Here is a 25,066-nt window from a genome sequence, read left to right as displayed (position 1 = left end):
TTTTGTAAATTAATATTTCAGGCTTTGGTTTACATGGCCGCAATCAGGCAGTAGAATCGCAGACGGCAGGAAGGCTCTTGCAACCCGAATGATGTTTCGTCATTCTTGCAGTATGTCTTGTTATGCATCACTGAGCCGCTCTTCACTGTGCCGTATATGACTACCGGCGCAATGACGATGCGGGGTCCGTGACCCTCATTGGCGCCGGTAGTCATATACGGCGTCGAGTGGAGCTTCTCAGTACCAGAGGCTCTTCGATGAGCTTCCTGCCCTCTCTTCCTGATTGCTGTCGTTCAGATTATTTTGACTATGACAGCAAACTCTACGTCTTCCGCTAAACCTTTGTCGCAAATGACGCGCGACGAACTGTATGCCCATGTCAGCGCACAGGGTAAAGATCTGGTCGTCTTGCGCGAAATGCAAAGACTCGGTTACTGGCCGCAACAGCAGGATATCCCGGCACCCGAGCAGGCTTTGCTGGAACGCGAGCAGGTGCTGACAAAACGCTTGCGCGACATGCAGTCTGAACTGGCGCAGATCAGTGATCCGGAAAAAGCTTTGCGCATGTTGCAGCGTGAGCGTATGCAGGCGGCCCGTGAGCAGCGTGAGCAGACCAAACGTCAGCACGCGCAACGGCGGTTTGAAAAAGCACATGCGGTATGGCAGCGCCGCCAGACCGACATTGATTACATAGGCGACAATCTCAGTGCTGGCTTATTGCAGCGCACGAGTGACACGCAGCGTTTGCAACGGCATGGTCTGCCGGAGATTCACGATGCAGCAGGTCTGGCGGCTTTTCTCGGCATCAGCCTGCATGAATTACGTTTTCTGAGTTTTCAGCGCAGAGTGAGTCGGTATTCGCACTATCAGTATTTTTCGCTGAAAAAGAAAACCGGTGGTTTGCGCGAAATTGCCGCGCCTATGCCCAGGATTAAGCGGGTGCAGTACAGGATTCTTGATGCCTTACTGCAAAAAGTGCCGGTCCACGATGCTGCTCACGGTTTTGTGTATGGCAAATCAGTATTAAGTAACGCGCAGCCCCATACAGGTAAGGCTGTCGTCATTAATCTGGATGTGAAAGATTTTTTTCCCAGCGTCGGATGGCGACGGGTGAAAGGGATATTCCGGCAGCTTGGCTACAGTGAACAGGTTGCGACGCTGCTGAGTATGCTTTGTACCGAGTTACCGGTTTCGCCGGTTGACATTGACGGTCAGCGCTGGCTGGTCGCACGCGCTGACCGCAGATTACCGCAGGGCGCACCGACAAGTCCGGCGCTGACGAATTTGCTGTGCTTCGGTATGGATCAGCGTTTACAAAAACTGGCGCAGCGTCTGGGATTTCAGTATTCCCGTTATGCCGATGATCTGACATTTTCTGCTGCTGACCCTAAGGCACCGGTCGGAAAGTTACTCTGGCGCGTACAACAACGGATGACAGCAGAGGGCTTTACCCTGCATCCGGAAAAGCAGCGCGTGATGCGGGCGCACCAGCGCCAGGAAGTGACCGGGATTGTGGTGAATCAGCATCCTGCCCTGAATCGCGAAACCTTGCATCGTTTCCGCGCTTTGCTGAACAAGCTGGAAAAGCACGGACCTGCAGGTTTGCACTGGAATGGCAACAGTGATGTATTGCGTGCGGCAGAAGGTTTTGCGCGTTATCTGATGATGGTGCAACCGTCAAAAGGTGCGCCGGCTTTACAGCGCATACATCGTATGAAGCAACAGTGGGGAGCTGCAGCGGCTGGCACGGCGAATGTCCTCTGGCGAAAAATTGCCGCGGATGGCGGTGTGCCGCCGCGTAGTGAGGGGCAGGCCTGGTGGTCTGCAGCACTGCCGCCTGAACCTGTACCTGAATTAACTGATTTACAGCGACGCGAGCAACGACGTCAGCCTGCCGGTACTGAGAAAATATCTGAACCCGTTTCGCAAAGCCGGTCCGGCACTGATTACGATGCCGGTTCGCCGGATGCAGCACCGGCGCAGGTATTTCCGGAGAATGCAGAACAAACCAGCATGAACCTGTCCAAACTACCGCCTTCTGTCAGTGCCGGGACCATGCTGACGGATCTGATTGCAGGGTTGGTACTGAGCATTTTGCTGAAAGGCGCTTTACCACTGATGATGAGTTTGCTGTCGTTATACGCAAGTTTCCGATGGAAGCGTAGTTTCCGGCCACTTCTGGCGCTGGCCTTTGTACTGTTGTGGTTATGGCATCTTAGTCGCTGAATTTTCAGGTATTCAGGTGGTATTGTCATATTCCCGCCTGAATATCTGCTGAAAATTGCCTAAACGATATTGCCAGCTGTCGATTCGTCTTTATCCTGTAGTAATGCCCGCGTCGTCGTACAGGGGGTGTCGGAGAAAGTGTATGGACAGAATTGCCAGTATGTTGCCGGGTCTGATTCAGGAGCTGGAAAGTTTTCAGCGTGTCTTGTCAGAGCTGGCGATTGAAGAGTTTGAATTGCGGAAAATCGAATCAGCACTGGAAGCCCGCAGCGCACATCCTGCCAGCTTTCCTGATCTTGCAAAAAAACGCGCGCAAGTCAGTGCCCTGAAAGAAGCTGCAGCACATTTGCATTCCCGCCTGAGCGGACGCGTAGAGCAAAGGCAGAGGGATTTGTTCGATCACATGCCGACTTTCCATTAGGCCTGCCAGATACGTCCGTTAACGCAATGGATGTGTATCTGTTTTGGGTACTGGTCGTTTTTGATGTCTGCGGATGTGTTTGTGACGGCGGTCGTCACACGGATCGGGCAGGAGATCTTTTTCCGTCGCAGAAAAAAATGAAGCCCGCTGGAGGGCGGGCTTAAATCCAAACCGATTAAGTTTTGGAGGAGACAGGTGTAACTATACTGCGCCGCAGCAAAAAGAACTAATTCTTTCTGTGAATGGGAGATATGTGCTGAGGTGATGTCTTGCGCCAGCGGGGCAACGCGAAGAAAAAAAGCGGCTTTTCGGCCGCTTTTTTTGTCATGTGAAGCGAATTAAACTCAGAATTTCAGTGTACTGGTCAGGTCGCCCGGCGGTAATGCACGCTGTGCTGCAAATGCAGCATTACGCACTTGCAAGCCTTCGAGTAAAGGCAGGTCAAATCGGCGTGTCAGGAAGCGCAGAATCGACGTGGTATCGAAGAAATTATGATCAACATGTTTTTTCTTGGCAAACGGCGAAACAATGATCGCAGGTATGCGAGAACCCGGGCCCCAGCGATCGCCTTTTGGTGGTGCAACATGATCCCACCAGCCGCCGTTTTCATCGAAAGTAATAATCACCAGCATATTTTTCCATTGCGGACTGTTTTTCAGATGCGCAAGGATATTGGTCACGTGCTGATCACCGGATTCCACATCCGAATAGCCTGCGTGCAGATTCAGATTGCCCTGCGGTTTGTAGAACGTTACCGCAGGTAATTTGCCGGCTGCCGCATCGGCCAGTAAGCGGTTTGACATCGGGCTGTCGCCGGTGCCGCCATCGCGCAGGTGTTCTGCGCGCGCTGCCGTGCCCGGTGCGAATTGCTGGAAGTAATTGAATGGCTGATGGTGATACTGGAAGTTCGGTTTTTCACCGCCGCCACGGTATTCCAGCGCAGCTTGCCACGCAGCGCCATACCACGCCCAGCTGACGCCTTTGCGTGACAGCAAATCGCCGATGGTGTCGTAAGTTTGCGGTGGCAAGGTTGACTGATCCGCCGGATCGGCCAGCAGCGGGTCTCCGCCGGGTGCAGGTTTGATATAGCTTGGCTGATACGGTGGTGCCATGGTGTTGACCGCGTAGCCATCTGGCGTGATCGCTCCGTCATTCACATATTTGGGTTTGCCCTCCAGCGCAGATGCAGGGGATGCCGGATCTAAGGCAAGGCGCGAACCCGTCGGGCCGTCTGCCGTGACCGCGATTTTGCGTTTCGCTGCAGTCGTCGCAGCATGGAAGTATTCCGGTGTTCGACCGGAAATCAGGAACTGGTGATTCAGATAAGAGCCGCCAAAGGCTGCCATGAAGAAGTTATCGCACAGCGTATATTCCTCTGCGACTTTCCAGAGTCCCAGATGGCTGCTGGTCTGACCGTAATATCCCATCACCAGTGCGCCGGAATCTCCGTAAGCAACAAACTGATCGTTTTTACCGCCATTGATCTGCATCTGATTCTGATAAAACAAATGGCACAGATCGCGGGTAATCACCGATTCCGGTAAAGGTTTGCCGTTTTCATCTTTGAGTGTGAACGGCGCATTCGGCAAGCCTGTGATTTTGTCTTCGCCAATCGAGTATTGCTTGCCACCGATATTCTGACTGCGCGGCACCATGCCGCCCCAGATTTTCGGCAATTGCGGTAAAACGCTGCCGTCTCTGTCTTTTTGCAGATACGCGTCAGCACTCAATCCTGACAACGGTTTTTCCAGACCCGGGAAATTCGCGAACAGATTATTAAAGCTGCGGTTTTCCAGATAAATGATGACGACGTTCTGAATATGTTGCTTCAGTTTCGCATCCAGCGTGGTGGCTTTGGCAGGCTGATCGGCTGCTGTACTGGCGGCGGTACTTGCCAGTAATCCGCCGGAAAGGCTGGCGAGGGCTGCGCCTTTCAGTAACTGGCGGCGCTGCGGGGCTTCTAATTCAGAGCGGGTGTCGGCAGAACCTGCCGGAAGATTTTTTTGCATAACAGACCTTTTGGAAAGCGCCATATGACGGGTGCTGACGAGAAAGCAGTGTGGCGCATTGTACGGCGGGTTTGTCAGACCGTACAGGCGGCTATAAGTTCTGCGGATCTGTGTAACGAAATACACAAAGCCGGCATTCAGCCGGCTTTGTAATGTGGTGATATCGGGGAGAATTAAACGGTGCCGCGGCCGGACGGATACATTTCGTCCTGCAGAGAGCGGAATTCGGCTTGTGGCGCTGCGCTGATTTGCTGTTTTTGCTGTTGTAACTGACGCAGCTGATTTTCCTGGCGCTGAATCTGCAGACGTACGCGCAGAAATTCAGAGACATACAAACGGCTGGTGTCCGATAAATTCTGATGGGTACTTTCGCAAAATTCGCGATAGGTGGTTTGCCCTTGTGCTTTTGCTTCTTCGGAGAAGCTTTTCCATTGCTGGGTCAGCTGGCGGTTGCGGTCGATCAGAACGCTTTGAGAGCGAGCCTGTTCGTGCAGAGCATCGATCTCTTCCTTCAGCTGCGCGATCTGGTGATCAAGCCAGCGCAGATACAGCCATGACGACTGCAGCGGGCGAAGCACCTGTTTTCTGAGACTGGAAGGCATAGTAGGGATGCGGGATTTGTCAAAGTCTTATTAGATTTCCGGAATTATATATGAAGCATGACATTTCACGAGAGAAATGTTTAATAGAATGCAATTTTGTTCATTAATGTTAAAAACTGTGTCGAATACAGCACAAATTCTGTGCATCCGTTTGCCGAATTTTTGTGCAAACGTTTGCGTTCCGGTTACACCCTGATGCAACTCTGACGACCGGATACAAAGTGCATCATCAGCACAACGCTACTCTGAAAAATTTCCCGATTTGTAAGACAAATTGTCAGCTTTTATGCTGACCGAATGTATCCTGAGCGCGGGCGAAAACAAACATAAGGTTCACGGCAAGCATCGTGAGCACGCCCTTAACCAGTGCAGTCCCGTACGGCAGGTCGTCTTCACGAGAGCACGGCATGCCGCATTTTGAATGTTCAAATATGGAGAAGCGGTCTATGCATCAATTAAAAAAAGCAGCATTGATTGTCGCTGCCGGTCTGGCGTTCAGCCAGTCAGCATTTGCAGCAGAAAAAACCGTCTGGATTACCCTCGGAGACACAGCCTACCGCCAGTTACAGCAAGCAATGCCTGCTGTGCGCTCGGTACAAAACAGTCAGCAGTCCGTGGCAGGATTCAAAGCAGCCACCCATCACAATGAAGCGGTACACGTGGTGCAACTGAGCGAGACGCAGTTGCTGAAACTGTCCGGCATCGTGCATCAGAAGCTGAACCGTTGCGGTGGCTTCATTCAGCACAGCACGAAGGAAGAAGCCGTCACCGCGCTGTATGCGCAGCCAAAAACACTGGCAGCGCTGGCGCGTCCTTCGTACACCATTGATAATCAAACGATTGTAAGCCCTATGGTTGCGCAAATGCAGGCGACGAATATCGCGCAAACCATTATCGATTTGTCGAACTTCACAAACCGCTATTACAAAACCACGGCGGGTACCAATGCATCGAACTGGCTGCTGAACAAATGGAAAACCATGAGCAGCGCGCGCAGCGATATTCTGGTGGAACAGTTTACACACAGCGGCTATCCGCAAAAATCCGTGATTCTGACCATTAACGGCACCGATAACGCAGCCGAAACCGTGGTGCTGGGTGCGCATCTGGATTCGATTAACCTGAATGGCACCACCGAAACCACCCGTGCACCGGGTGCGGACGATGATGCATCCGGCATTGCGAGTCTGACCGAAATTCTGCGTACCATGCTGGCGAATAATTACAAGCCACGCCGTACGATTAAGCTGATTGGCTATGCGGCGGAAGAAGTCGGCTTGCTTGGCTCGAAAGATATCGCTGCCAGCTTTAAAGCGAAAAATGCGAACGTGGTCGGCGTGATGCAGCTGGATATGACGAATTACAAAGGTTCGCCGCTGGATATTTATCTGTACACCGATTACACCGACAGCGCACAGAATCAGTTTGTCGCAAACCTGATCACCACCTATCAGCCAACCCTGAAAATCGGTTACGACAAATGCGGTTACGGCTGTTCTGATCACGCTTCCTGGTACAACCAGGGTTATCCGGCATCGATGCCGTTTGAAACCGCGTTTAATCAGGATAATCCGAATATTCACACTGCCAACGATACTTTCCAGAATGCGGGCGGCAATGCGGATCACTCGCTGAAATTTGCGCGCCTCGGCTTGTCATTTGCGGTAGAGCTGGCCAGCGATGGTCCTGCTGCCGGTGACAAAGTCGAAAACTTCAGCGGCAGCCTGACCAAAGGCCAGAGCAAGAGTTTCGGCCCGTTCAAGCTGAAAGCCGGCGGTACGCTGACCGCCAGCACGACTGGTACCGGTGATATGGATTTGTACGTGCGTAAGGTGTCGGTGCCAACCACCACGACTTACGATTGCAAATCGGATGGCTCCAGTTCGACCGAAAACTGTACCGCTAACAGCACCACCAATACGGATGTCTACGTTCTGGTGAGTGGCTACGCCGCCGGTAACTATGCGCTGAAAGTCAGCTATCCGGCGCAATAAACTTTCGCCTGTAAAGGTGGAAGCAAAAGAAAAAGCCGCGCTCGTGCGGCTTTTTCTGTTTGTACGATCAGCATCGCCGCCGGGTGCTTCAGCGTGTCCGGGCGGACTCGCCCTGAAAAACATCTGTAAACTGCCTTTTTCGCGTCAAAAACACTTCAAATGCGGTGTTCAGCACAGCGATCCGGCGCTCGCCGGCAGAAAGTCAGGCTCTCCGAAAAATGAAAATGACGATATTTGCACAGACAGCGTCCGGTGACTGCGGGTTTTCCCTGCCTGTTCCGGCTTTTTGGTGGTGCGAAGACGGCGCTGTATCGGCAAATTTGTAAACACCGCGCTTCAGACTTTGTGCGGTGCAGGAGATGCTTTTTGAATACGGTTGCTGTATTGCGCAGTGAGAAATGCCCGGGGAAAACAGCCAGCGCGTTCGATTCAAATATATGTGCTGTGAAGATATTCTTAGCTTTACAGTATAAAAATTTGAAAAACAGCAATTAACCAAGTTTAGATATTGAATGAAATTAAAACACTGTATTTCTAACAGAAAGTAACAAGTAAACAATATTCATTAATATATCGTTGCGACTTTTGAAGCAGAATGGTGCGCTGCAGCGACGCTGACGGATAGTCATTGCGGAATGCGGGCGACCCTTTCTAAGAAAGGCGAACGATGAAATTAATGCAAGAAAAATCCTGCGTACGCGCAGTCCGTATCGCTTGTGCATTGCTGGCAGGGCTGAGCCTGCTGCCTGCACAGGCTGAAGAAGCTGAAAAAGTGCAGCGGGTGGTGATCACCGGATCGAATATTTCGCGGATTGATCTGGAAGGCCCGACACCGGTGGAAGTGATACGCCGCGACGCCATCGAGAAGAGCGGTGCGGCTACTGTCAGCGAATTACTGAGTAAATTGCCGTCGATGTACATTCCGCTGGATGGCAGCGATGCCGGCAGCTTTGCGGCGGGCGCATCTTCGGTGCAGCTGCGCGGTATGGACGCGAAATACGTGCTGATTCTGCTGAATGGCCGCCGGCTGGCGAATTATGGTTTTGCCGATGGCGCATCGAACTCGTTTGTGGATCTGAACAGTTTGCCGCTGGCAGCGATTGAATCGGTTGAAATTCTGCGCGACGGCGCTTCGGCAATTTACGGTTCGGATGCGGTTGCCGGTGTGATTAACTTCAAAACCCGTAAAAATTATCGCGGCACCGAGGCCAGCGTTAATGCCGGAAACAATCAGAAAGGCGACGGTGCCAACTATAACGTCAGCGTGACGACGGGTTTTGGCGATATCGATAATGACGGCCGTAATGTCTTGCTGACGGCTGAACTGGCAAAACGCACACCGCTGTGGAGCGATAAGCATGGGTATTATGCGAACTCTGACTACCGCCGGTTTGGCGGTACCGATAAACGTAGTGCAACGCGTTACCTGGGCAGCCTGCGGAATGTCGAAACTTTCGAGGGATATGCGATTCCCGGTTGCCGTGGCACGATCGAAACCAATGCATTGGGTGATCAGCTCTGCCTGACCAGTTCCCCCTATCAGCTGACACCGCACAGCAGCAAGATGGCATTCTCCGGGATTTTCACGCAGCAACTGGCCGGTGGTGAATTGTTTGCCGAAGCGGCATTTACGAACAATAAAACCACACAGCAATCCGGTATGCCTGTGTTTGACAGCAGCTTTGTTGCTGAAACGCAGGGCTCGCTGAATCCTGGTTTGCAACAGTTACCGGCAGGATTTTTGCCGGGAGACCGTCTGCAAGTGTTCCGTCAGCTGTACGAAGCCGGTATGGCAGAGCAAGCGGTGGATAGTGATACCCTGCGTCTGGTGGCTGGCTGGCGTGGTTCTGTCAGAAACTGGGACAGCGAAGCAGCCTTCAGCTTTAATCAGAACAAACTATGGTCTGCTAACAGCAAACAAGTGCTGAAAGACGCGGCGAATGCAGCGCTGCAAGCCGGTGTACTGGGCCAGGCGGGTGGCTATGACCCGTTTGTTTACTGGAATCCGGCATCGGTGACAGATCCCTTGCTGACCACAACACTGCGCCGTGCAACTTCGCGCCTGAGTACCGCAGAATGGAAGATGAGCAATCCTGAATTGTTCAGTCTTGGTGGTGCGCCAGTCGGTTTCGCATGGGGTGCGCAAATCAGCCATGAAAGTCTGCGCGATACACCGGATGCCCGTGCGGAAGCAGGCCAGATCGCCGAACTGGGAGCGACCCGTGCCAAGGCCAGCCGTACTGTGATCTCTGCCTATGGTGAATTGAATCTGCCTGTACATACTCAGGTGGAAGTACAGGCCGCGCTGCGTGCGGATCATTACAGCGATTTCGGTAATTCGCTGAATCCTAAACTGGCGGCAGCATGGCGTCCGGCCAGCGGTGTACTGGTGCGCGCCGCCGCGACCACATCTTTTAAAGCCCCGACCTTGCCACAGCTGGGTTCCAGCACCCGCGGGTATGTCACCGTGGCGGACTGGGCGCGCTGCAAACCGATGAATCTGCAAGGGGCAGACTGTGCTTACACGCCAACCGCTGATATGCGCGGCAATGCGGCGCTGAATCCGGAAAAAGCACTGAATTTGTCAGCGGGGATCGTACTGCAGCCGGTGAAAGACCTGTCGCTGGCGCTGGACTGGTTTGCATTGAATCAGCGTGACACCATTCAGTTGCTGGATGCGCAGTACCTGATCGATAACGAAGACCGTATTCCGGGCTTTGCTGCAATGGTGTTGCGCGATCCGCGTAATCCTGTGCTGGAAGCGAAATTTCCGGGGCTGAATAAAGGTCGCCTGAAAGGCATTATTCAGCCTTTCCAGAATGTCGGTAAGACCGAAATTCAGGGTGTGGATCTGGACCTCAGCTATACGCTGAATCTGGGCGAGCGCGGCAAACTGAAATTCCGTGACGCACATAGCCAGTTCCTCAGCTACAAACAAAGCGTGGCACCGGGGGCGGAGCCGGTTTCACGTCTGGGTGGTACCTTCCTCCCGAAATGGAATAACACCTTCCGTCTGGCATATGAATATAAAAAATATGAAGGCGCACTGACTGCCCGCACCGTCGCCAGCACACTGAATATTGTCGATCCGTCTTATGAACAGGATCCGGCGATTACCCGTCGCCGTATTCCTTCGTTCACAGCATGGGATGCGAATGTCAGCGTACGTGTGCGTGATGGCTGGATGCTGAATGCCGGCGTGAACAATCTGTTCGATAAAGCGCCGGTATATGCGAATTCGCCGACACTGGATAGCATCGTGCAATACCGTAACGATGTGGTTGGCCGCTATTTCTATCTGAATATGCGCTACAGCTTCAACTAAGCGCAGCGCGCCTGATGTACCGGCAATGGTGGCAGCAGGCGCAAAGGCTTCCTCAGCATTCTCAGAACAGCCTGCGCCGCCGCGTCAGGCTGTTTTTTTGCCAAAAACACCCGAAATGCGGTGTTCAGCACAGTGATCCGGCGCTCGCCGGCGGAAAGTCCGGGTGTGCATATCTGCTACATGACGAATATCGCATATGGTCTGAGCAGCGCCGTGCGTCAGCGGTGTCAGTGGCAGCTTTATGATGGATCAGCGCCGGTCGCCGGGTTCAGCGATACCCGAAAGCAGACAGCATCACGCTGATGTCGCCGGTTTTCTGCAGAATCAGAAGATCTTTTTCGAGCGCACTGACCATCTTTTGCAACATCTTTGCTTCTTTTTTCAACTGATTGACCTGCACGCTGATTTTGTCGTGATTGCCAATGCCGAACCGTTGCCGGAATGTATTGGTCTCAAACTGAATTTCAGCGCGCAAGTCTTTTTCCTGTTCTGCCAGCACTTGCAGGTAGTGCTGTAATTTTTCTTTGCTCAGACTGGCAAGATGCTGTGGGTCTATCTGCTCCAGTCTGCGCTGCATTTCCAGCAGACTGAGCAAGTCCCGTGCTTCATACGCGGCATTCACTTCCTGCATCAGGGTATTTTTTTCACTGCGTTTTTGTTCATCCTGTTCGCGGTCCGGATGCAGCATGCTGGCCAGCTTACGATAGACTTCGCGTATCGATAAGCTGACGGCTTTTTCCTGTTGCGCGATCCGCGCTTGCTTTGCCGCTTGCCGGCGGCGCGCATGTTCCTGTCTGGCGTATTCTGCGGCAGTGGCAGCGTCGTCTGCGCTTTCCTCAGTATTTCCTTCGGCGAAATGCGATTGTCCGCGCTGGCCGGTATCCGCAATGTCCGGTGAACCGTTGTCTGTTGCTGCTGTCGGGTTGTCCTGCAAACTTTGTTCTGCGCGGGCTTTTTCCTCCGCGTGTTCCTGATCCAGATCGATATCGCACCAGTACAAAAATATCGCTTTCAGCGCCGGTTCACTGTCCGCATCCAGCATTTCCCTGCCGAGGTCAAAAATCAGTCTGCCGATAACTTTCTCAAGGCGTTTATTCAGTTTTGTCTGTCCAGCTGCCTGATCAATCTGCTTAATCAGCTGCGCTTTTAACGCATCGATGGCTTGTACCTGCGGGTAGTATTCATGGGCGAACACGATTTCAAATGCCGTGATGTCGGTTTTCAGCGCTGCCAGTGTCTGCTTATATTGTTCAATTTTCCCGATCAGGCTGTTGAAGCGCCTTTGTTCCTTGCTCAGTGCGTTTTCCTGCGCAGCGGCGCTGATGTTCAGTTGGGTGGAAGAAGACATAGTCATGGCATTCGTGGCGGCTAAGCGGCAGCAACATGCGCCCGCAGGCATACAGATCGCGCACCGAAGCTTCGCCCCGATATGGCTGTTCAGTTCGGGCGCGTATTGTATCGTGAAGCCTTTCCGGCGCGGGCTTGTTACGCAATTTGCCATGAAGCTGCGGCCGCTGACGTTGCTGAAAAAGCCGCGAAAATGCTGGGAAAAAGCCGGGAAAGCCCGAAAAGCGCCCGAAATGCGGTGTTCAGCACAGCCATCCGGCGCTCGCCGGCAGAAAGTCTGGCCGTCCGCAAACCTCAGATGACGAGGTTTGCATAGTCCGGTGATTTCAGGGTGTGGCTTATTGTGCTTGTACGGCAGGCAGGATGAAGTCGCTGATCAGTTTATCGCTGATCTGATGCGGGTTGCGCGCGCCGAAGTTGGTGGTGGTGACAAGCAGTACCAGATCCAGTGCTGGAAACACCACGACCTTATTGCCGCCGCTGCCCGCCATCTGATAGGCAGGATGCTGCATCTCTTTGCTGCTGTACGGATACATCCACAACAAATATCCGTACTGACGCTGTTCATCCACCTGTGCCTGCGCCGAGACGGTGGTGCGTATCCACGGCGCAGAAATGATCTGCTGACCTTGCCAGCTGCCGCCATTCGCCAGTAACTGGCCGATTTTCAGCAGATCGCGGCTGCGCAGGCTGAGTCCGCCGCCGCCTTGTGCCAGCCCCAGCGGCGAATACTGCCACTGTGTTTGCCTGATCCCGAGCGGGCTGAACAGGGCTTTCTGCGCGAAGGCTGGTAAGGGCATCTTGCTGGCTTTTTGTACGACGGCACCCAGCGTGGTCGTGCCCGCTGTGCAATAGCTGAAGGCACGGCCGAACGGCGAATTTTCCGGTTTTGGCACCCATGCCGGATAGCCTTTTACCGGCAGATTCAGATAAAACCCGACCCAGTCTTCAATCAGATACATTCGTTCTTCGTTTCCGCGCGAGAAAGGGTTCTGATCGTCGCATTCCAGTTGCGAACTCATGGTCAGCAAATCTTCGACGGTGATTTTCTGTTTGCGCGGGTCCGGATTGTCGATTTTTCCTTTGTATTGCAGCAGGCCCAGTACCGGTGTTCTGACGGAGGCAATCATGCCCCTGTCGATGGCGGCACCGGCCAGCAGGCCGGTAATGGTTTTGGTGGCAGAGCGTGTATTGCGCAAACCTTCCGCACCGGCGCTGTCGAAATAGCTTTCATGAATCAGCTTGCCGTGGCGGGCGATTAAGACACTGGTTATTTGCTGATACGTGCCTTTGCGAATGGCTTCGTCCATTTCCTGTAATTTACCTGCATCCAGTTGCTGCTCTGCGGGCGTGCTCAGTGGCCACGCATGCTGGCTGCTTTCTGCTGTAAGGCTGTGTGCAGAGGCGGACAGTGCAGAGGAGGCGAAGAATGCGGATGCGCAAACGCTGAGCGTAAAAGCAAGCGGGGAAAGGGTTTTCATGCGGTAACTCCGGCGATCAGGTGGAAAAGTCCACCCAGCATACGCATCAGAAGGGGTGCGGTCTTGGATATTTGTAACCTGCAGCGTCGCTGCCGGCAGCGCGGAACGCGGCTGGTGTCATGCGTAAATGCTGCCATAAGGCGCGGTTCAGATGGCTCTGATCGCAATAGCCGCAGGCTGCAGCGATATCACTCAGTGCGGTGTCGGTGGTCATCAGAAAATGCATGGCGCGCTGCAAACGGCGCAAGCGCAGATCGCTGCCCGGCGAACGTCCCAGATGACGCTGATACTGCCGTGCCAGATACACGCGGTGTACGCCCACTGCAGCGGCGATATCGGCAATCGACAATTCCTGATCCGACATATCAGCAATCATTTCCTGCGCCTGCTTCAGCCACGCAGGCACGCTGGCGGATGCCGGTGCCGGAACAGAAAATTGCTGCAGCAAAGCGATACTGAGGACTTCCATATCCAGCTGCGTCGCATCGGACCAGCGGGCAGTATTCAGTAAATGAAAAGCAGTTTGCAGCGCCGCCGGCTGATGGCTGCGCAGGGCGATCTGCGGCAACAGCAAGGCGTTTTCCTGTCCGCAGAAATGGTCTGCATCGAAACTCATGGCAAAAAACCAGCCGTCATCACCCGCAAACCGGTCACGGTGTACAACGCCGGGCGGGTTGTAAATCAGGACTGGGCCTTCGCGCTGCTCACCGGCAGCAGAGCTGATGTAACGGCCACGTGTGCTCAGCACCACATGCGCATCCGCATGGCTGTGTTCTCTGACCTCATGCTCCGGCACGGTAGCGCGCAAATGACTGAGCCTGAGCCCACCGGCTTCGCGCTCCATCGTCTGGGTACCGTAAAAACTGCCGCGTGAAAACTGACTGGCCATCGATTTAACTCATTGGATAAAAGGCGGACGACAGCAGGTGCCGGCGCAGAAATCAGGTTGGTACATAAGGCAGTTCGCCGTCGCCGATTGTAGAGCATCACCGGCAGCCCGCCACAGCGAGGCGTAGTATTTCTGCAATTTCCGGCGTGCAAATGCCACACATGGCGTTTTGATGCCCGAAATCCGGTGAAATGCGGTGTTCAGCACAGCCATCCGGCGCTCGCCGGCAGAAAGTCCGGCTGTCCGTAATCATCCGATGCAGACTTCTGCACAGAGTGCGGGCGGCAGACTCAGTTCCGAAGCTGCCACCATGCACGGAAGCCTACCGTTTCTGTGAAGTGCGCCGGTACCGGTGCAGGTTGATTATGTGTGCGGAGGCGATGATCCGCCGGGTATAAAAGAAACGTCCGGCACAAATCATGCCGGACGCGGTGGACTGTTGCAGATTCAGCGACTGAACATCAGCGGCCGTACATCCGCTTTTCTTTTTCTTCGATCAGGTTTTGCACAATCACGCAAACCGCATGCGCCTGTTCCGGTGTCAGATCGATGTTTTCAATCACTGAACGTTTGAAGCGTATGCCGTTGATCAGGCCGCTGGTTTCCACGAAACCCAGTGTCAGCTGGCGGTTCAGAAAATAATAAATGGCGGCGATGATGAAACCGATGCCTGTGATCAGAAAGAAATCGGCGGCGCCGGAACTGCCTTCACGGACATGACTGTTCAGCACCGAGAATGCAAAGAACAGGAAAAACCCGAAAATACCGGCCGCGGATTTCCACGGCTTGTGATAACCGTAATAGCTGGAGCAAATGTTTTGCAGCGGAATAATGCGTGCATCGTTCCCTTCGATGGAGCCGGATGCAAATTCCAGCCGCTCTGCGCTGACGCGGATCGTAGTGGTCGGATCAATTTTGACCAGTGATAACAGCCACGCCACCAGGCCGCCTTTACGGCCGGTAATGCTGACGTAATTGTTGGCGCTGTCGACCGGTTTCTGATCAGCTTTCCATTCTTTAATAACGAGTGCGCTCATGTTCTTCCTGATGATTTTTATGGGAATCTGGCGGATTGGCCAGGAATCGGATCATAGAGGAATTGTTTTTAAACTTACATGTAAAAGATGAAATCTGCATAAAAATACAACATTGCTGTCAGCGCAACAGAAGAAAGCGTTTCTGCGCGGGATTTTTAAAAACTTGGACAATTGTCCAAAACAGTGCAGAATACCCGAATTACCACAGCAAAACAGGCAGAGGCAGACCGTGAACCAGCGCGCAGCAACCGCAGTACAACAGGCAGCGATGCAAGCCATACTGGCGACGCAGAAAATTGCGTTCGGAAAAGACATGTGCCCGCCGTGGGCAGTGCGGCGCGACCGTTTGCAGCGTTTGCGCAAGCTGGTGAAACAGCATCAGTTTGAGATTGCAGACGCGATCAGTGCGGATTTCAGCTATCGCCCGCAGGAAGAAACCCGCTTGCTGGAAGTGTTTCCATCGCTGGCAGGCATCAGCCATGCCTTATCGCATGGCCGTGGCTGGATGCAGCCGCGCCGCCGCTGTACCGGCTTCTGGTTTTTACCGGCGCGCTCCCGCTTGCTGCCGCAACCTCTGGGTGTGGCGGGCATCATGGTGCCGTGGAACTATCCCTTATTTCTGGCGATCGGTCCGCTGACTGCCGCGCTGGCAGCAGGCAACCGCGCCCTGATCAAAATGCCGGAACTGACACCGGCATTTTCTGCGCTGTTTGAAAGACTGATTGCGCAGTATTTTGCGCCGGATGAAGTGGCGGTGATCAATGGCGATGCGCAAGTCGCGCAGGCATTCAGCCTGCTGCCGTTTGATCATTTGCTGTTCACCGGTTCCACCAAAGTCGGGCACGACGTGATGCGCGCCGCCAGTACCCATCTGACGCCGGTGACGCTGGAACTGGGGGGTAAATCACCGGCCCTGATTTGTCCCGGCGATGGCAGCGAAGCCGCCTTGCGCAAAGCCGCCGAAGCAATACTGCGCGGTAAATGTGTGAATGCCGGTCAGACCTGCATCGCACCCGATTACGTCTTGTTGCCGGAAGCACAGCGCGAGGCTTTTATCCGCATCGCTGCAGAAGTCTTCAATCGTTTGTATCCGGCAGAACGTGCCGGAAAAGATTACGCCGCCGTGGTATCCGAGCGCCATTTCCAGCGCCTGCAGCATCTGATGCAGGATGCGGTCGAGCAGGGTGCGCAGGCTCATCAGCTGGGGCAGGGGGCAATGCAATACAGCCCGCGTCAGATGCCGCCGGTATTGCTGACCGGCGTGCAGGATCAGATGACGGTCATGCAGGAAGAAATTTTCGGGCCGGTGCTGCCGGTGGAAACCTACTGCACACTGCCGGAAGCAATCGCCCGCATCAACCAGCGTCCGCGCCCACTGGCGCTGTATGCATTTGGACGTGATGCATCGGAAATCAACACCGTGCTGAACAACACCATTTCCGGCGGTGTGACAGTGAATGACACGCTGTTGCATATCGCGCAGGATGATTTGCCATTCGGCGGCGTCGGCCCCAGCGGCATGGGCGCTTATCATGCGCGTGAGGGTTTCGATACTTTCTCAAAACTGAAACCGGTGCTGTACCAGTCGCGCCTGAACCTGACATGGCTGGCGCAGGCACCGTATACTGCGCGTTTTGAATGGCTGTTGAAATGGATGTTGCGATGAAGAGCGCAGAAAAAGCAGCAGAAAAACCTGCAGAAAAACCAGCGACACAGCGCGCCAGAGCACCGAAAAAAAGCGTGCTGAAAAAACAGGAACTGCTGCAACATGCGCTGTTGCTGCTGGCAGAAAAAGGTTTCGCCGCGCTGAATCTGCGCGATCTGGCCAGCCGCGCCGGTATGTCGCTGGGATTAATCCATTACTATTTCAGCGATAAGCAAGCGCTTCTGACCGAAGCGCTGCAACTGTATAAATCCGGCTTCATCGCCCAACTGCATACCGCCTTACTGCAAGCCGACGATGCAGATCAGCTGATCACCACCGCCGTACAGATGTTTACCGCCATCGCCACCGAACCGCAATCCCTGCATCGCCTGTGGTACGACCTCAAAGCCCAGGCCATGTTCGATAACGCTTTCCGCGAGGTGCTGCATCAGACCGAACAACAACTGATCGACCTGTGCGCCGCATTCCTGAGCAAACTCAATCACCTGCGCGGCAGCACCAGCCCCTTATCCGCACTGGATTTATACCTTTTGCTGGACAGCCATTTGCAATACGCGATGCTGCATCAGGGCGAAGAAAAAGCCAGCGGGGAATGGCTGGCCGGTGCGCTGCGAGAGAGAATCAGTTCGGGCTAAACACTTAAGATGAGGTTTGCTTTTGCTGAAAAGCACTCTTGACCCATGCCGCCAGTACTTCTGTATTGATATCCGCCAGCGATTTGATATACACGCACCCGACACCCGCCTTGTGTTTTCCCAGCTGCTGCTTCAACGCTTCATGCTCAGGTGCGGCATTTAATCCGTAAATCGCAATTTCGTTCTTGCGTGCAGCAAATCCAACCACGCACATATCACCCTCACGCCCGCTGTCGTAGCGGTAGTGGTAATTGCCGAAGCCAACGATAGCTGTTCCCCACATCACCGGCGGCTGGCCGGTGGCTTCGCCCATCAGTTCCGCCAGCGCTTCACAATCTTTGCGGCGGACTTCATTGCTGATATTCGCCAGATACGCGCTGACGCTGGTATCGGTTGGCACGGTTTTATTACTGCTCATGGTCTGCCTCCTGTGTTTTCGGATGGTAGGGCTGAAGCGTCAGCATAGTCCGCGTGCGGGTGTTTGTGGTGTGTTGATGATCACGATCGTTCAGATTTGTAAAAAAATGCATGAAACCACTCCAAATACGGTGTTCTGTACTGTGCTCCTACGGGGGGATTTTCCTGACCAAACTCAGTCACCTGAGCGGCACCTCCAGCCCAATATTGCGATTGGATTTATGTCTTTTGCTGAGCAGTAATTTTCAATATGCAATGCGTAATCAGGGGGGGAAGAAAAAAGTCATTTGACAGTGGATAAAAAATTCTTGAATTTGTTTAAATTGTTTTAGAAGAAAATCTAAATAATTAATGGGTTTTTAGGGATGTTTTTGTTAAAGCTAGAGTCTACTTCCAATGGAGCGCAGTAGGTGCGCGCAAGTTTATCAGATAAATCAATATCTTTTGGAATAAGGTGTCCATATATTAGCTGCAATGAAGATTCCATGTGGCATTGTATATTTGTATATTTATACTCAAAAGATTCAATATCTTCAGTGATTTGAGGTGGATTTTCTAGGTATTTTTGAAATATTTCTATCAGTTCTTCTTGGGATGAGTATAACTTAATCCATGCTAAATCTATTCTATGGTTTTTTTTAAACTTTGAAATAATTGGGTATGTGTTTTTTCTGATGAGTGCCGTCAAAATTCTTTCGTCGCAAATTGGCGTGCCATTTATAGGAAATCCTGCATGCATTCCATTGCTGTTTAATACAAGTGAAATTACCTTGTAATTAAATTTAGGATTGTAATCCCATCCTAAATTTTTAAATATTTCAATGATGTTTTCCTGAAAAAATTGTTTTTTTCTGTTTATTTGGGATGCAGCTTTCCTCAGAATTTGTTGGGCACGATAAAAACTTTGCGGTGAGTTGGTTGATATGATGCACTTTGCTTCGCCAATAATTATTAGGCTGCCTATTCTAAATATCAAGTCAATCTCTTCCTCTAATTTATTTTTTATTTTTATCCTCTTTGATATGGCATGATCGTAGTCTGATAAAAATTCATTTTCATTAAGAAAGTAATTTATTGAATTTATTATGTTCCCCTCATATATGTATCCTTTTTCAGCTAAATTTGTATCTAGTTTAACTAACCAATGTTCAATTACTCGATTGGGATTTGGAGCCTGAAAGGCGCTTGTTAGTATGCAAAATTTTTCCTTTTCTAAAAATATGATCGGATGGCACCATATGTCTTGATTGGAGTTTTTGTAAGTCAAGAAATCTATTATCTTTTTTACCTTGTTTAATTTGATTTTGGATGCTTTTTCTATTGCTTTGCTAATTTTGACTAGGCTAATGACGATCGCGAATTCGCTAAGTTTTTTTGATGTATGAATTTCATCATTCTCAGGGAATTTATTTTGTATTTCGACTGAAAAAATAACAAAGTAGCAAAAAATGTCAATTATTTCTCTCAATCGAATTTTTTCATCAAAAAATTCCTTTTCCATGAAAGATGCGGGGAAGTTTTCTAATGCTTTGCGAAATGCATTCCTTGTTGAAAAATCATGTGAAGATATGTTTTCTGAAGAAATTTGGAAATCTTTTATTATATATTCTCTGTTTTTGCCTGAAGAAGTTGTTGTAATGTATTTTCTTGGGTAATTTTTTGCAAATGGAAATTCTATTTTTGCAACGGAAGATTCAAATCGAGCACGGCGAATTTGACTAGCCTCGAATGCAATTTCAGAAGAAGACTTTGACTGAATAATTTTCGCAATTTTTTTTGATTTGTCTATCCAGCTAAATTTATATTCTCCCCAAACCAATGCCTTCCAAATTTGCTCATAACAAGAATATATTTGAGATAGATGTGATTCTATGAGTATAAATTCAATTATTTCTAATGGTTCATTTCCCGGTTTTGGTGATGGATCAATCTCTAAATTATTTATTGTTGATAGTATTGCTTTTTGAAATGCGTCGACTGATGCATTTGATGCTTCCATTAGTGTCAATTTATTTTCAAGTGGATTGTTTGAGATTGTTTGGCTAAATATGTTGTTTGTATCTAAATTTTGACTATGGAATTCTTTATTTACTACTGCCCTTTCTCTGTTGGATATTGCGCAATAAAGCTGCAGTAACTTTTTGCGTGATATGTTTGGGAAATTATTTTTGTATAAATTAGATAGGGTTTTTCTTATTTGAGATAGTTCATCGTATATTGCAGTTCCTGCTTCATGCAACATTTCACAGTCAGATGTTCTTAATGAGTATGAAAAATTCTCATTCCATTTTTCTTTTGAGAAATTAGATTGAATTGGTGATTTAAAATCTCCATTAATTAAGGATGATCTTAGTGTTTTCATTTTAATATTTGCATAATTTTTTTGTTGGCGGGGTACATATAGGGTGATCTCTTATACAGTAAATAGAAAACGCTAATATGGGCTGGCACGGATTTGTTGCTGCTCATGGATGATCTTTTGCAGTGCAGATGGTGTGACTGATTCAGAAGCATATTCTGCATGCTCGTGGTTGTGGTGTTTTTGTTATGAATAATCGTTGAGATTTCTCCAAAATCGCCCAAAAACACCCCAAATGCGGCATTCAGCACAGCACCACGGCGGTCGTCGGCAGAAAGTCCGGGCTTTCGGAAATGGCAGATGACGATAGTTGCATCATCTGATGACCGGCGTGCTGATCTTCAGCGGGTATCCGGTCAGTCAGATCAGCGTGATACAGCGTGGTAGGTCCACTTGCGGGTTTTGCTGGCGCGGATGGTGGCGGCGTCGGGGTGCAGCGGGTTGATCAGGATGTTGAGTTCTTCCGGCACGATGACGGACGGTACCAGCAGCAGGGCGGAGCGCATGCTGGCGGCCCACTGACTGCCGTAATCGAGACTGACTTTGCCTGCGGGTATCGCGTCCCAGCCGATATGATGGTTTGCGTCAAAGTGTTCTGCCGCTTGCCACACGGCGGGCGGAATTTGTATGGATACCAGATAGCGGTTCAGCGGCAACAGGCCTGCGTTCAGGTGCACAAGCGTTTCCAGACAAGCCAGCGAGATATTGCTGGCGCAATACACCAGCGGCGTGCCTTCGCGGTTCCAGCGTCCGCCGGTGAGTTTGGCGCCGGTGCCCTGCATATCGTCGGCGGTGTAGCCGGGGGTGTCAGTGGCGATGCGCCACGCGGTGATCACAGATAAGCTCCGCTTTGCATGGTGCGCAACACATTGGCCACCATCTGAAAGCCGCTGCTGGTGCCTAAAAATTCCACCGGACGGCGTCCGCCCAGCGCAGGCAGCGGCTGTTCTATCCAGCTGGCAACCCATTGCGCGGCATTGAAGTGCGTGTCTGCGCCCGCCACCATGACACTGACCTGACCAATCAGCGATGCCATGTTCAGTACGCGTTCGCTTTCATCAATCGACAAAATTTCATCGCGTTTGACTTTGCGGTTAATCGTGCTGACCGAGATACGCAGCGCGCGCGACAATTCTTCCTGTGCCAGTCCCATGTCTTCAACCAGTTTTTTGAAGTCGCTGGCTTTCACACCGTGTTCCACCAGTTCGATTTTTTCCATGGCAGGCATGGTGAATGCTTTGTCGAAGCTGTCAAACGAATAGCTGCGGGCAGCATGTGGCTGAGGCAGGGCAGAACTGAGAATGGCGTGCATGTTTGCTCCTTTGCGCAATAAAAACTGTGCAGATGAGCAGATTATAGCAGATTTCGCCGGTTTGCTTAAAATTTCAGCAGAAGCGTGGATTGATTCGGGCAGAACGGAAGACGCGGCATCCGGCATACAGCAGCATGGGGTAAAAAGCGGATTTTTGTGATAAAAAATTAATATATGTGCGAATCATCGTACAATCATCCGGTCTTGTGTATAAGGAGCGAAAACGATGTGTGATAAGGATACAGCGTCCGGTCAGAACAGTCCGGCATTTGACCCGAAGGCCGTTGCAGCGCAATGGCAGACAGCGGGCTTGCCAGCATTACGTCGTGAAGAAGTATTGATTGATACGCCGGATGGCAAGGCCGATGCGTATCTGGTCAGTCCGGCAGAAGGGCGCTGGCCTGCCGTGCTGATGTGGCCGGATATCGCCGGTTTGCGTACTGCAAAACGTATGATGGCGGATCGTCTGGCAGCACAGGGTTATACGGTGTTGCTGGTGAATATCTATTACCGCGAAGGCGTTGCACCGCTGTATCAGCAATTCACCGACTGGATGAATAATAAAGATTCAGCATGGCCGATGGTGGCAAGGCTCAAACCGGAAGGTGTTGCTTCAGATACGGTGGCGTATGTGGATTTTCTGGATCAGCATGCAGCAACCGACACCACAAAACCGGTGTCCACATTCGGATACTGCCTCGGTGCATCGTATGCGGTACGCGCAGCGGCAGCCCGCGCAGACCGTATTGCAGCGGCGGTCAGCTATCACGGCGCATTTCTGGTTACGCCGCAATCCACCAGCCCGGATAAGCTGATGGCGCAAAGCAAGGCCGCCTTCCAGTTCGCCATCGGTGAAGATGACGACCAGCAAAATCCGGAAGAAAAAAATACTCTGAAACAGCGTGCGCAGGAAGCCGGTGTCGAAGCCGATGTACAGGTTTATCCGGCAAAGCATGGCTGGTGCGTGATCGACATGCCATTTTATGACGATGCGCAGTCTGAACTGGCGTGGAACAAGATGCTGACGCTGTTTCAGCGCGTATCGGTTTCCGGATAAGTATGTTCAGGCCCCCGGACTGCCTCCCGGCACCTCGCGTTCGCACTCGTGGCTATTGATGAAATGAGTTCTAGGCACGGGCTGGCTCAGGCAGTACGGTCATTATCTATGCTGGGCACCTTGCCTTCTGTATGACTCACTCAGGACATGCGGCAGCTCGCGTTTGCAAGCGTCTGAGTATACCGAGCAGCAGAATTTCAGACTGGCGAATCTGTCTGTGCTTGTCATTGACGGATTTCGGTCTTATGAATTTTTTGCAGGGCAGCTGGTTTGTATGGCTCTCCAGAGCGCAAAACCGGCGATCCGGCGTATTCCGTGAATCGGGGCTGGCGCGACCACTGACTATTACTGAACATATCAGGCGGACAAAATAAAACGGCAGGCCGGACAATCCGGGCTGCCGTTTGTTTTGCTGCGTTAGCGCGATTCAGAAGCGGCGACGACGCTGTGTGTGCTGCACCTTGGCGGTCTTTTGCTGAGACATCAGCGTCAACGCGAGTAATTCCAGACCTGTCAGCGCACCAATCCAGACACCCTGTACCAGATCCGATGGCATCAGCGAAGGAAACAGCTGGCGTGCAATGATCCAGAGTGCAATGCCGAATAAACCAGTGGCCATCAACAGATGTGCTTTACGTTGTTGTTGCATGATGGTCTCCCTGAAGTGACTGAAATCATATAAACCGTAAAGTCAGCTTAAGGGCTGTGTTGCGGAAAAGCAAGCGCATCTGCAGGGGGCAAAGATAAATTCTGTTAAATCCGCCATTCCCGCCAGCCCTGCCTGACATAAGGTTGCTACTCAGCTTCACTGATCATGCTGCTGGCACACGCACAACACAACGCTGCACGGCGTGCGCTGTATTTTGCGCGGGCTACTTACAAACCTGAGGGAAATGCCGGAATCGTCGGTATCAGTGCTGCTGGCAGAACTGATAACACCGGTTTAACCAGCGGCATCTTCGGCGCGTTGAGATCGCGACACCAGCATCATGCCAAGAATTTCGAAGCCGATACTGACGCCAAAAATCAGGCCGGACAGAAAATTATTTTTGGGGAGGAGACCCGGAAAAAGACCGGGCAAAAGCGTTTGCAAAGCGATACCAACAATACCAGCCAGTATCAGTAACACACCTGTTGTTTTTAACGGCATCTGTCTGTCCTCCGCTTGGTTGAAAAAAAACGATTTACTGAGAATAGTGCACAGTAATTTAATTTACAAACAAGATTCATGTGCGAGTGCGGAAATGTGGTATTTCATGTAGACAAAGTTTTCTACTTTAGATAAGATGAATGTAGAAATAATTTTCTATTTCATCCGGATCTCGTTCTTACTGAATGAATTTATTATCTTTTTAAAGGATTTGAGCGTGCCAGTATTCAAAAAACTATTTGCCAGTATCTGTCTTTCCTTCTCAGTATGTACGCTGGCACAAGCAGACTGTACCTTACTGGTTGCCGCAGAAACCGGAAAAACCTTACTGGAAGAGGGCGATTGTCATCATGCGATGGCGCCGAATTCCAGCTTTAAAATCCCGATTGCCCTGATGGGATATGACGCAGGCATTCTGCGCGACACGCAAACGCCTGCCATGCCGTACAAGCCTTCATATTCGGCCATGATCGAAAGCTGGGCGCAGACAACCACACCGGCGATGTGGATGAAAAATTCCGTGGTCTGGTATTCGCAGGAAATCACCCGGCAACTGGGGATGGCGGCATTTCAGCGCTATGTGCAGGCTTTTAATTACGGAAATCAGGATATCAGTGGTAATCCGGGCAAGAATGACGGACTGACACGCAGCTGGCTGACGTCTTCGCTGAAAATCACACCACATCAGCAAGCCGGATTTTTGCGTCGCCTGGTGCTGAAGCAATTGCCTGTCTCTGCACATGCGATGGAGATGACCGCAAAAATCACGCGCATTCAGCCGGATATCGCAGACTGGGAAATTCACGGCAAAACCGGCAGCGGCATACCGGACGGGCTTGATGGGAAAGAAGACTGGTCGCGCGGATTTGGCTGGTTTGTCGGCTGGGCTGATAACGGCAACAGGAAGGTGATTTTTGTGCGATTGCTGCTGGATCAGCAGAAGCAGGACACATTCGCCGGACCGCGTGCGCGGGAAGCCACGCTGCAACGCTTACCGGTATTACTTTCTGCATTGCCGGCCAAGCCATAAAAATTCAGCAGACAAGAAAAAACCGCCCGGTTTGCGGGCGGTATCGAAAGCAAATAAATCGCAGTGAAACCGGTTGTATATCGCTGCATTCGTATGCGGTACAACGATA

At 51.5% G+C, this 25,066-nt stretch carries 22 protein-coding genes; 11 read left to right on the top strand and 11 right to left on the bottom strand.

Going from position 1 to position 25,066, the window contains the following annotated elements; all coding sequences use genetic code 11:
* Positions 1–309 precede the first annotated feature (309 nt).
* On the top strand, positions 310–2,226 hold the full coding sequence (locus tag IE092_RS05545) for a reverse transcriptase family protein (RefSeq protein WP_189356038.1): 1,917 nt from the start codon (positions 310–312) through the stop codon (positions 2,224–2,226).
* A 142-nt stretch (positions 2,227–2,368) separates the two neighbouring features.
* Complete coding sequence (locus tag IE092_RS05540) at positions 2,369–2,647, top strand: hypothetical protein (protein ID WP_189356037.1); 279 nt, start codon at positions 2,369–2,371, stop codon at positions 2,645–2,647.
* 344 nt (positions 2,648–2,991) lie between these two features.
* Here the strand turns inward: IE092_RS05540 and IE092_RS05535 are convergent, their stop codons facing one another.
* Positions 2,992–4,656: an acid phosphatase gene (locus IE092_RS05535; protein WP_189356036.1), complete on the bottom strand. Its 1,665-nt coding sequence runs from the start codon at positions 4,654–4,656 to the stop codon at positions 2,992–2,994.
* 173 nt (positions 4,657–4,829) lie between these two features.
* Positions 4,830–5,234, bottom strand: coding sequence for a hypothetical protein (locus tag IE092_RS05530; protein ID WP_229793053.1), 405 nt, complete (start codon positions 5,232–5,234; stop codon positions 4,830–4,832).
* 470 nt (positions 5,235–5,704) lie between these two features.
* On the opposite strand from IE092_RS05530, the gene IE092_RS05525 reads away from it, so the two are divergent.
* The 3 genes from IE092_RS05525 (at position 5,705) to IE092_RS05520 (ending at position 10,577) form a co-directional block, all read left to right on the top strand.
* Entirely contained in the window at positions 5,705–7,252 is a 1,548-nt protein-coding gene (locus IE092_RS05525) for a M20/M25/M40 family metallo-hydrolase (RefSeq protein ID WP_189356034.1), read from the top strand.
* A gap of 16 nt (positions 7,253–7,268) precedes the next feature.
* Positions 7,269–7,508 (top strand): hypothetical protein, encoded by a 240-nt coding sequence (locus IE092_RS18755; protein WP_229793052.1) that lies wholly within the window; start codon positions 7,269–7,271, stop codon positions 7,506–7,508.
* 411 nt (positions 7,509–7,919) lie between these two features.
* Complete coding sequence (locus tag IE092_RS05520) at positions 7,920–10,577, top strand: TonB-dependent receptor (RefSeq protein ID WP_189356033.1); 2,658 nt, start codon at positions 7,920–7,922, stop codon at positions 10,575–10,577.
* A gap of 268 nt (positions 10,578–10,845) precedes the next feature.
* Here IE092_RS05520 and IE092_RS05515 read toward each other — a convergent pair whose 3' ends face one another.
* The 4 genes from IE092_RS05515 to IE092_RS05500 all read right to left on the bottom strand — a co-directional run bounded on the left by IE092_RS05515 (position 10,846) and on the right by IE092_RS05500 (position 15,331).
* Positions 10,846–11,925 carry a J domain-containing protein gene (locus tag IE092_RS05515; RefSeq protein WP_189356032.1) on the bottom strand — a complete coding sequence of 360 codons (1,080 nt, stop codon included), beginning with the start codon at positions 11,923–11,925 and terminating at the stop codon, positions 10,846–10,848.
* 337 nt (positions 11,926–12,262) lie between these two features.
* A complete protein-coding gene (locus tag IE092_RS05510) occupies positions 12,263–13,405 on the bottom strand; it encodes a serine hydrolase domain-containing protein (protein WP_229793051.1) in 1,143 nt (380 codons plus the stop codon).
* 46 nt (positions 13,406–13,451) lie between these two features.
* Positions 13,452–14,294 (bottom strand): helix-turn-helix transcriptional regulator, encoded by an 843-nt coding sequence (locus tag IE092_RS05505; protein WP_189356031.1) that lies wholly within the window; start codon positions 14,292–14,294, stop codon positions 13,452–13,454.
* A gap of 461 nt (positions 14,295–14,755) precedes the next feature.
* Complete coding sequence (locus IE092_RS05500) at positions 14,756–15,331, bottom strand: hypothetical protein (RefSeq protein ID WP_189356030.1); 576 nt, start codon at positions 15,329–15,331, stop codon at positions 14,756–14,758.
* Between the two features lie 190 nt (positions 15,332–15,521).
* Here IE092_RS05500 and IE092_RS05495 point away from each other — a divergent pair, with 190 nt between their 5' ends.
* Positions 15,522–16,997, top strand: a complete 1,476-nt coding sequence (locus tag IE092_RS05495; RefSeq protein WP_189356334.1) for a coniferyl aldehyde dehydrogenase — start codon at positions 15,522–15,524, stop codon at positions 16,995–16,997.
* Positions 16,994–17,632 (top strand): TetR/AcrR family transcriptional regulator, encoded by a 639-nt coding sequence (locus IE092_RS05490; RefSeq protein ID WP_189356029.1) that lies wholly within the window; start codon positions 16,994–16,996, stop codon positions 17,630–17,632. Before IE092_RS05495 ends, IE092_RS05490 begins: the two co-directional genes overlap by 4 nt.
* Positions 17,633–17,636: 4 nt before the next feature.
* Here the strand turns inward: IE092_RS05490 and IE092_RS05485 are convergent, their stop codons facing one another.
* The 4 genes from IE092_RS05485 to parS form a co-directional block, all read right to left on the bottom strand.
* Positions 17,637–18,050: a DUF1801 domain-containing protein gene (locus IE092_RS05485; protein ID WP_189356028.1), complete on the bottom strand. Its 414-nt coding sequence runs from the start codon at positions 18,048–18,050 to the stop codon at positions 17,637–17,639.
* 339 nt (positions 18,051–18,389) lie between these two features.
* The gene (locus IE092_RS05480; RefSeq protein WP_189356027.1) at positions 18,390–20,411 is read right to left on the bottom strand and encodes a hypothetical protein; all 2,022 of its coding nucleotides are present in this window, start codon (positions 20,409–20,411) and stop codon (positions 18,390–18,392) included.
* 362 nt (positions 20,412–20,773) lie between these two features.
* A complete protein-coding gene (locus IE092_RS05475; RefSeq protein WP_189356026.1) occupies positions 20,774–21,244 on the bottom strand; it encodes an RES family NAD+ phosphorylase in 471 nt (156 codons plus the stop codon).
* The gene (parS, locus tag IE092_RS05470) at positions 21,241–21,720 is read right to left on the bottom strand and encodes a type II RES/Xre toxin-antitoxin system antitoxin (RefSeq protein ID WP_189356025.1); all 480 of its coding nucleotides are present in this window, start codon (positions 21,718–21,720) and stop codon (positions 21,241–21,243) included. The genes IE092_RS05475 and parS overlap by 4 nt, the downstream gene beginning before the upstream one ends.
* Here parS and IE092_RS05465 point away from each other — a divergent pair.
* Both IE092_RS05465 and IE092_RS05460 read left to right on the top strand, forming a co-directional pair.
* Positions 21,719–21,880: a hypothetical protein gene (locus IE092_RS05465; RefSeq protein WP_189356024.1), complete on the top strand. Its 162-nt coding sequence runs from the start codon at positions 21,719–21,721 to the stop codon at positions 21,878–21,880. The two genes, parS and IE092_RS05465, sit on opposite strands and share 2 nt — an antisense overlap.
* A gap of 66 nt (positions 21,881–21,946) precedes the next feature.
* Positions 21,947–22,777 (top strand): dienelactone hydrolase family protein, encoded by an 831-nt coding sequence (locus tag IE092_RS05460; RefSeq protein ID WP_189356023.1) that lies wholly within the window; start codon positions 21,947–21,949, stop codon positions 22,775–22,777.
* Positions 22,778–23,204: 427 nt separating this feature from the next.
* Here IE092_RS05460 and IE092_RS05455 read toward each other — a convergent pair whose 3' ends face one another.
* Entirely contained in the window at positions 23,205–23,426 is a 222-nt protein-coding gene (locus tag IE092_RS05455; RefSeq protein WP_189356022.1) for a hypothetical protein, read from the bottom strand.
* Positions 23,427–23,591: 165 nt separating this feature from the next.
* Here IE092_RS05455 and IE092_RS05450 point away from each other — a divergent pair, with 165 nt between their 5' ends.
* Positions 23,592–23,903 carry a hypothetical protein gene (locus tag IE092_RS05450; RefSeq protein WP_189356021.1) on the top strand — a complete coding sequence of 104 codons (312 nt, stop codon included), beginning with the start codon at positions 23,592–23,594 and terminating at the stop codon, positions 23,901–23,903.
* A gap of 241 nt (positions 23,904–24,144) precedes the next feature.
* Positions 24,145–24,957: a class D beta-lactamase gene (gene blaOXA, locus IE092_RS05445; RefSeq protein WP_229793050.1), complete on the top strand. Its 813-nt coding sequence runs from the start codon at positions 24,145–24,147 to the stop codon at positions 24,955–24,957.
* Positions 24,958–25,066 lie beyond the last annotated feature (109 nt).

This window comes from Cognatundibacterium squillarum (assembly GCF_014652435.1).
Lineage (GTDB): Bacteria > Pseudomonadota > Gammaproteobacteria > Burkholderiales > Burkholderiaceae_D > Undibacterium > Undibacterium squillarum.
Note: the sequence above shows the minus strand (reverse complement) of the source record. Positions and strands in the feature narration are given on the sequence as shown.

What these genes read in the sequence shown, in the direction of transcription:
- IE092_RS05500 (WP_189356030.1), bottom strand. Translation starts at nt 15,331, where the DNA reads ATGAGCGCACTCGTTATTAAAGAATGGAAAGCTGATCAGAAACCGGTC.
- IE092_RS05485 (WP_189356028.1), bottom strand. Translation starts at nt 18,050, where the DNA reads ATGAGCAGTAATAAAACCGTGCCAACCGATACCAGCGTCAGCGCGTAT.
- IE092_RS05465 (WP_189356024.1), top strand. Translation starts at nt 21,719, where the DNA reads ATGTTTGCTCCTTTGCGCAATAAAAACTGTGCAGATGAGCAGATTATA.
- IE092_RS05450 (WP_189356021.1), top strand. Translation starts at nt 23,592, where the DNA reads ATGCTGCTGGCACACGCACAACACAACGCTGCACGGCGTGCGCTGTAT.
- IE092_RS05480 (WP_189356027.1), bottom strand. Translation starts at nt 20,411, where the DNA reads ATGAAAACACTAAGATCATCCTTAATTAATGGAGATTTTAAATCACCA.
- IE092_RS05455 (WP_189356022.1), bottom strand. Translation starts at nt 23,426, where the DNA reads ATGCAACAACAACGTAAAGCACATCTGTTGATGGCCACTGGTTTATTC.
- IE092_RS05510 (WP_229793051.1), bottom strand. Translation starts at nt 13,405, where the DNA reads ATGAAAACCCTTTCCCCGCTTGCTTTTACGCTCAGCGTTTGCGCATCC.
- IE092_RS05545 (WP_189356038.1), top strand. Translation starts at nt 310, where the DNA reads ATGACAGCAAACTCTACGTCTTCCGCTAAACCTTTGTCGCAAATGACG.
- IE092_RS05460 (WP_189356023.1), top strand. Translation starts at nt 21,947, where the DNA reads ATGTGTGATAAGGATACAGCGTCCGGTCAGAACAGTCCGGCATTTGAC.
- parS (WP_189356025.1), bottom strand. Translation starts at nt 21,720, where the DNA reads ATGCACGCCATTCTCAGTTCTGCCCTGCCTCAGCCACATGCTGCCCGC.
- IE092_RS05505 (WP_189356031.1), bottom strand. Translation starts at nt 14,294, where the DNA reads ATGGCCAGTCAGTTTTCACGCGGCAGTTTTTACGGTACCCAGACGATG.
- IE092_RS05535 (WP_189356036.1), bottom strand. Translation starts at nt 4,656, where the DNA reads ATGCAAAAAAATCTTCCGGCAGGTTCTGCCGACACCCGCTCTGAATTA.
- IE092_RS05525 (WP_189356034.1), top strand. Translation starts at nt 5,705, where the DNA reads ATGCATCAATTAAAAAAAGCAGCATTGATTGTCGCTGCCGGTCTGGCG.
- IE092_RS05490 (WP_189356029.1), top strand. Translation starts at nt 16,994, where the DNA reads ATGAAGAGCGCAGAAAAAGCAGCAGAAAAACCTGCAGAAAAACCAGCG.
- IE092_RS05520 (WP_189356033.1), top strand. Translation starts at nt 7,920, where the DNA reads ATGAAATTAATGCAAGAAAAATCCTGCGTACGCGCAGTCCGTATCGCT.
- IE092_RS05515 (WP_189356032.1), bottom strand. Translation starts at nt 11,925, where the DNA reads ATGTCTTCTTCCACCCAACTGAACATCAGCGCCGCTGCGCAGGAAAAC.
- IE092_RS05540 (WP_189356037.1), top strand. Translation starts at nt 2,369, where the DNA reads ATGGACAGAATTGCCAGTATGTTGCCGGGTCTGATTCAGGAGCTGGAA.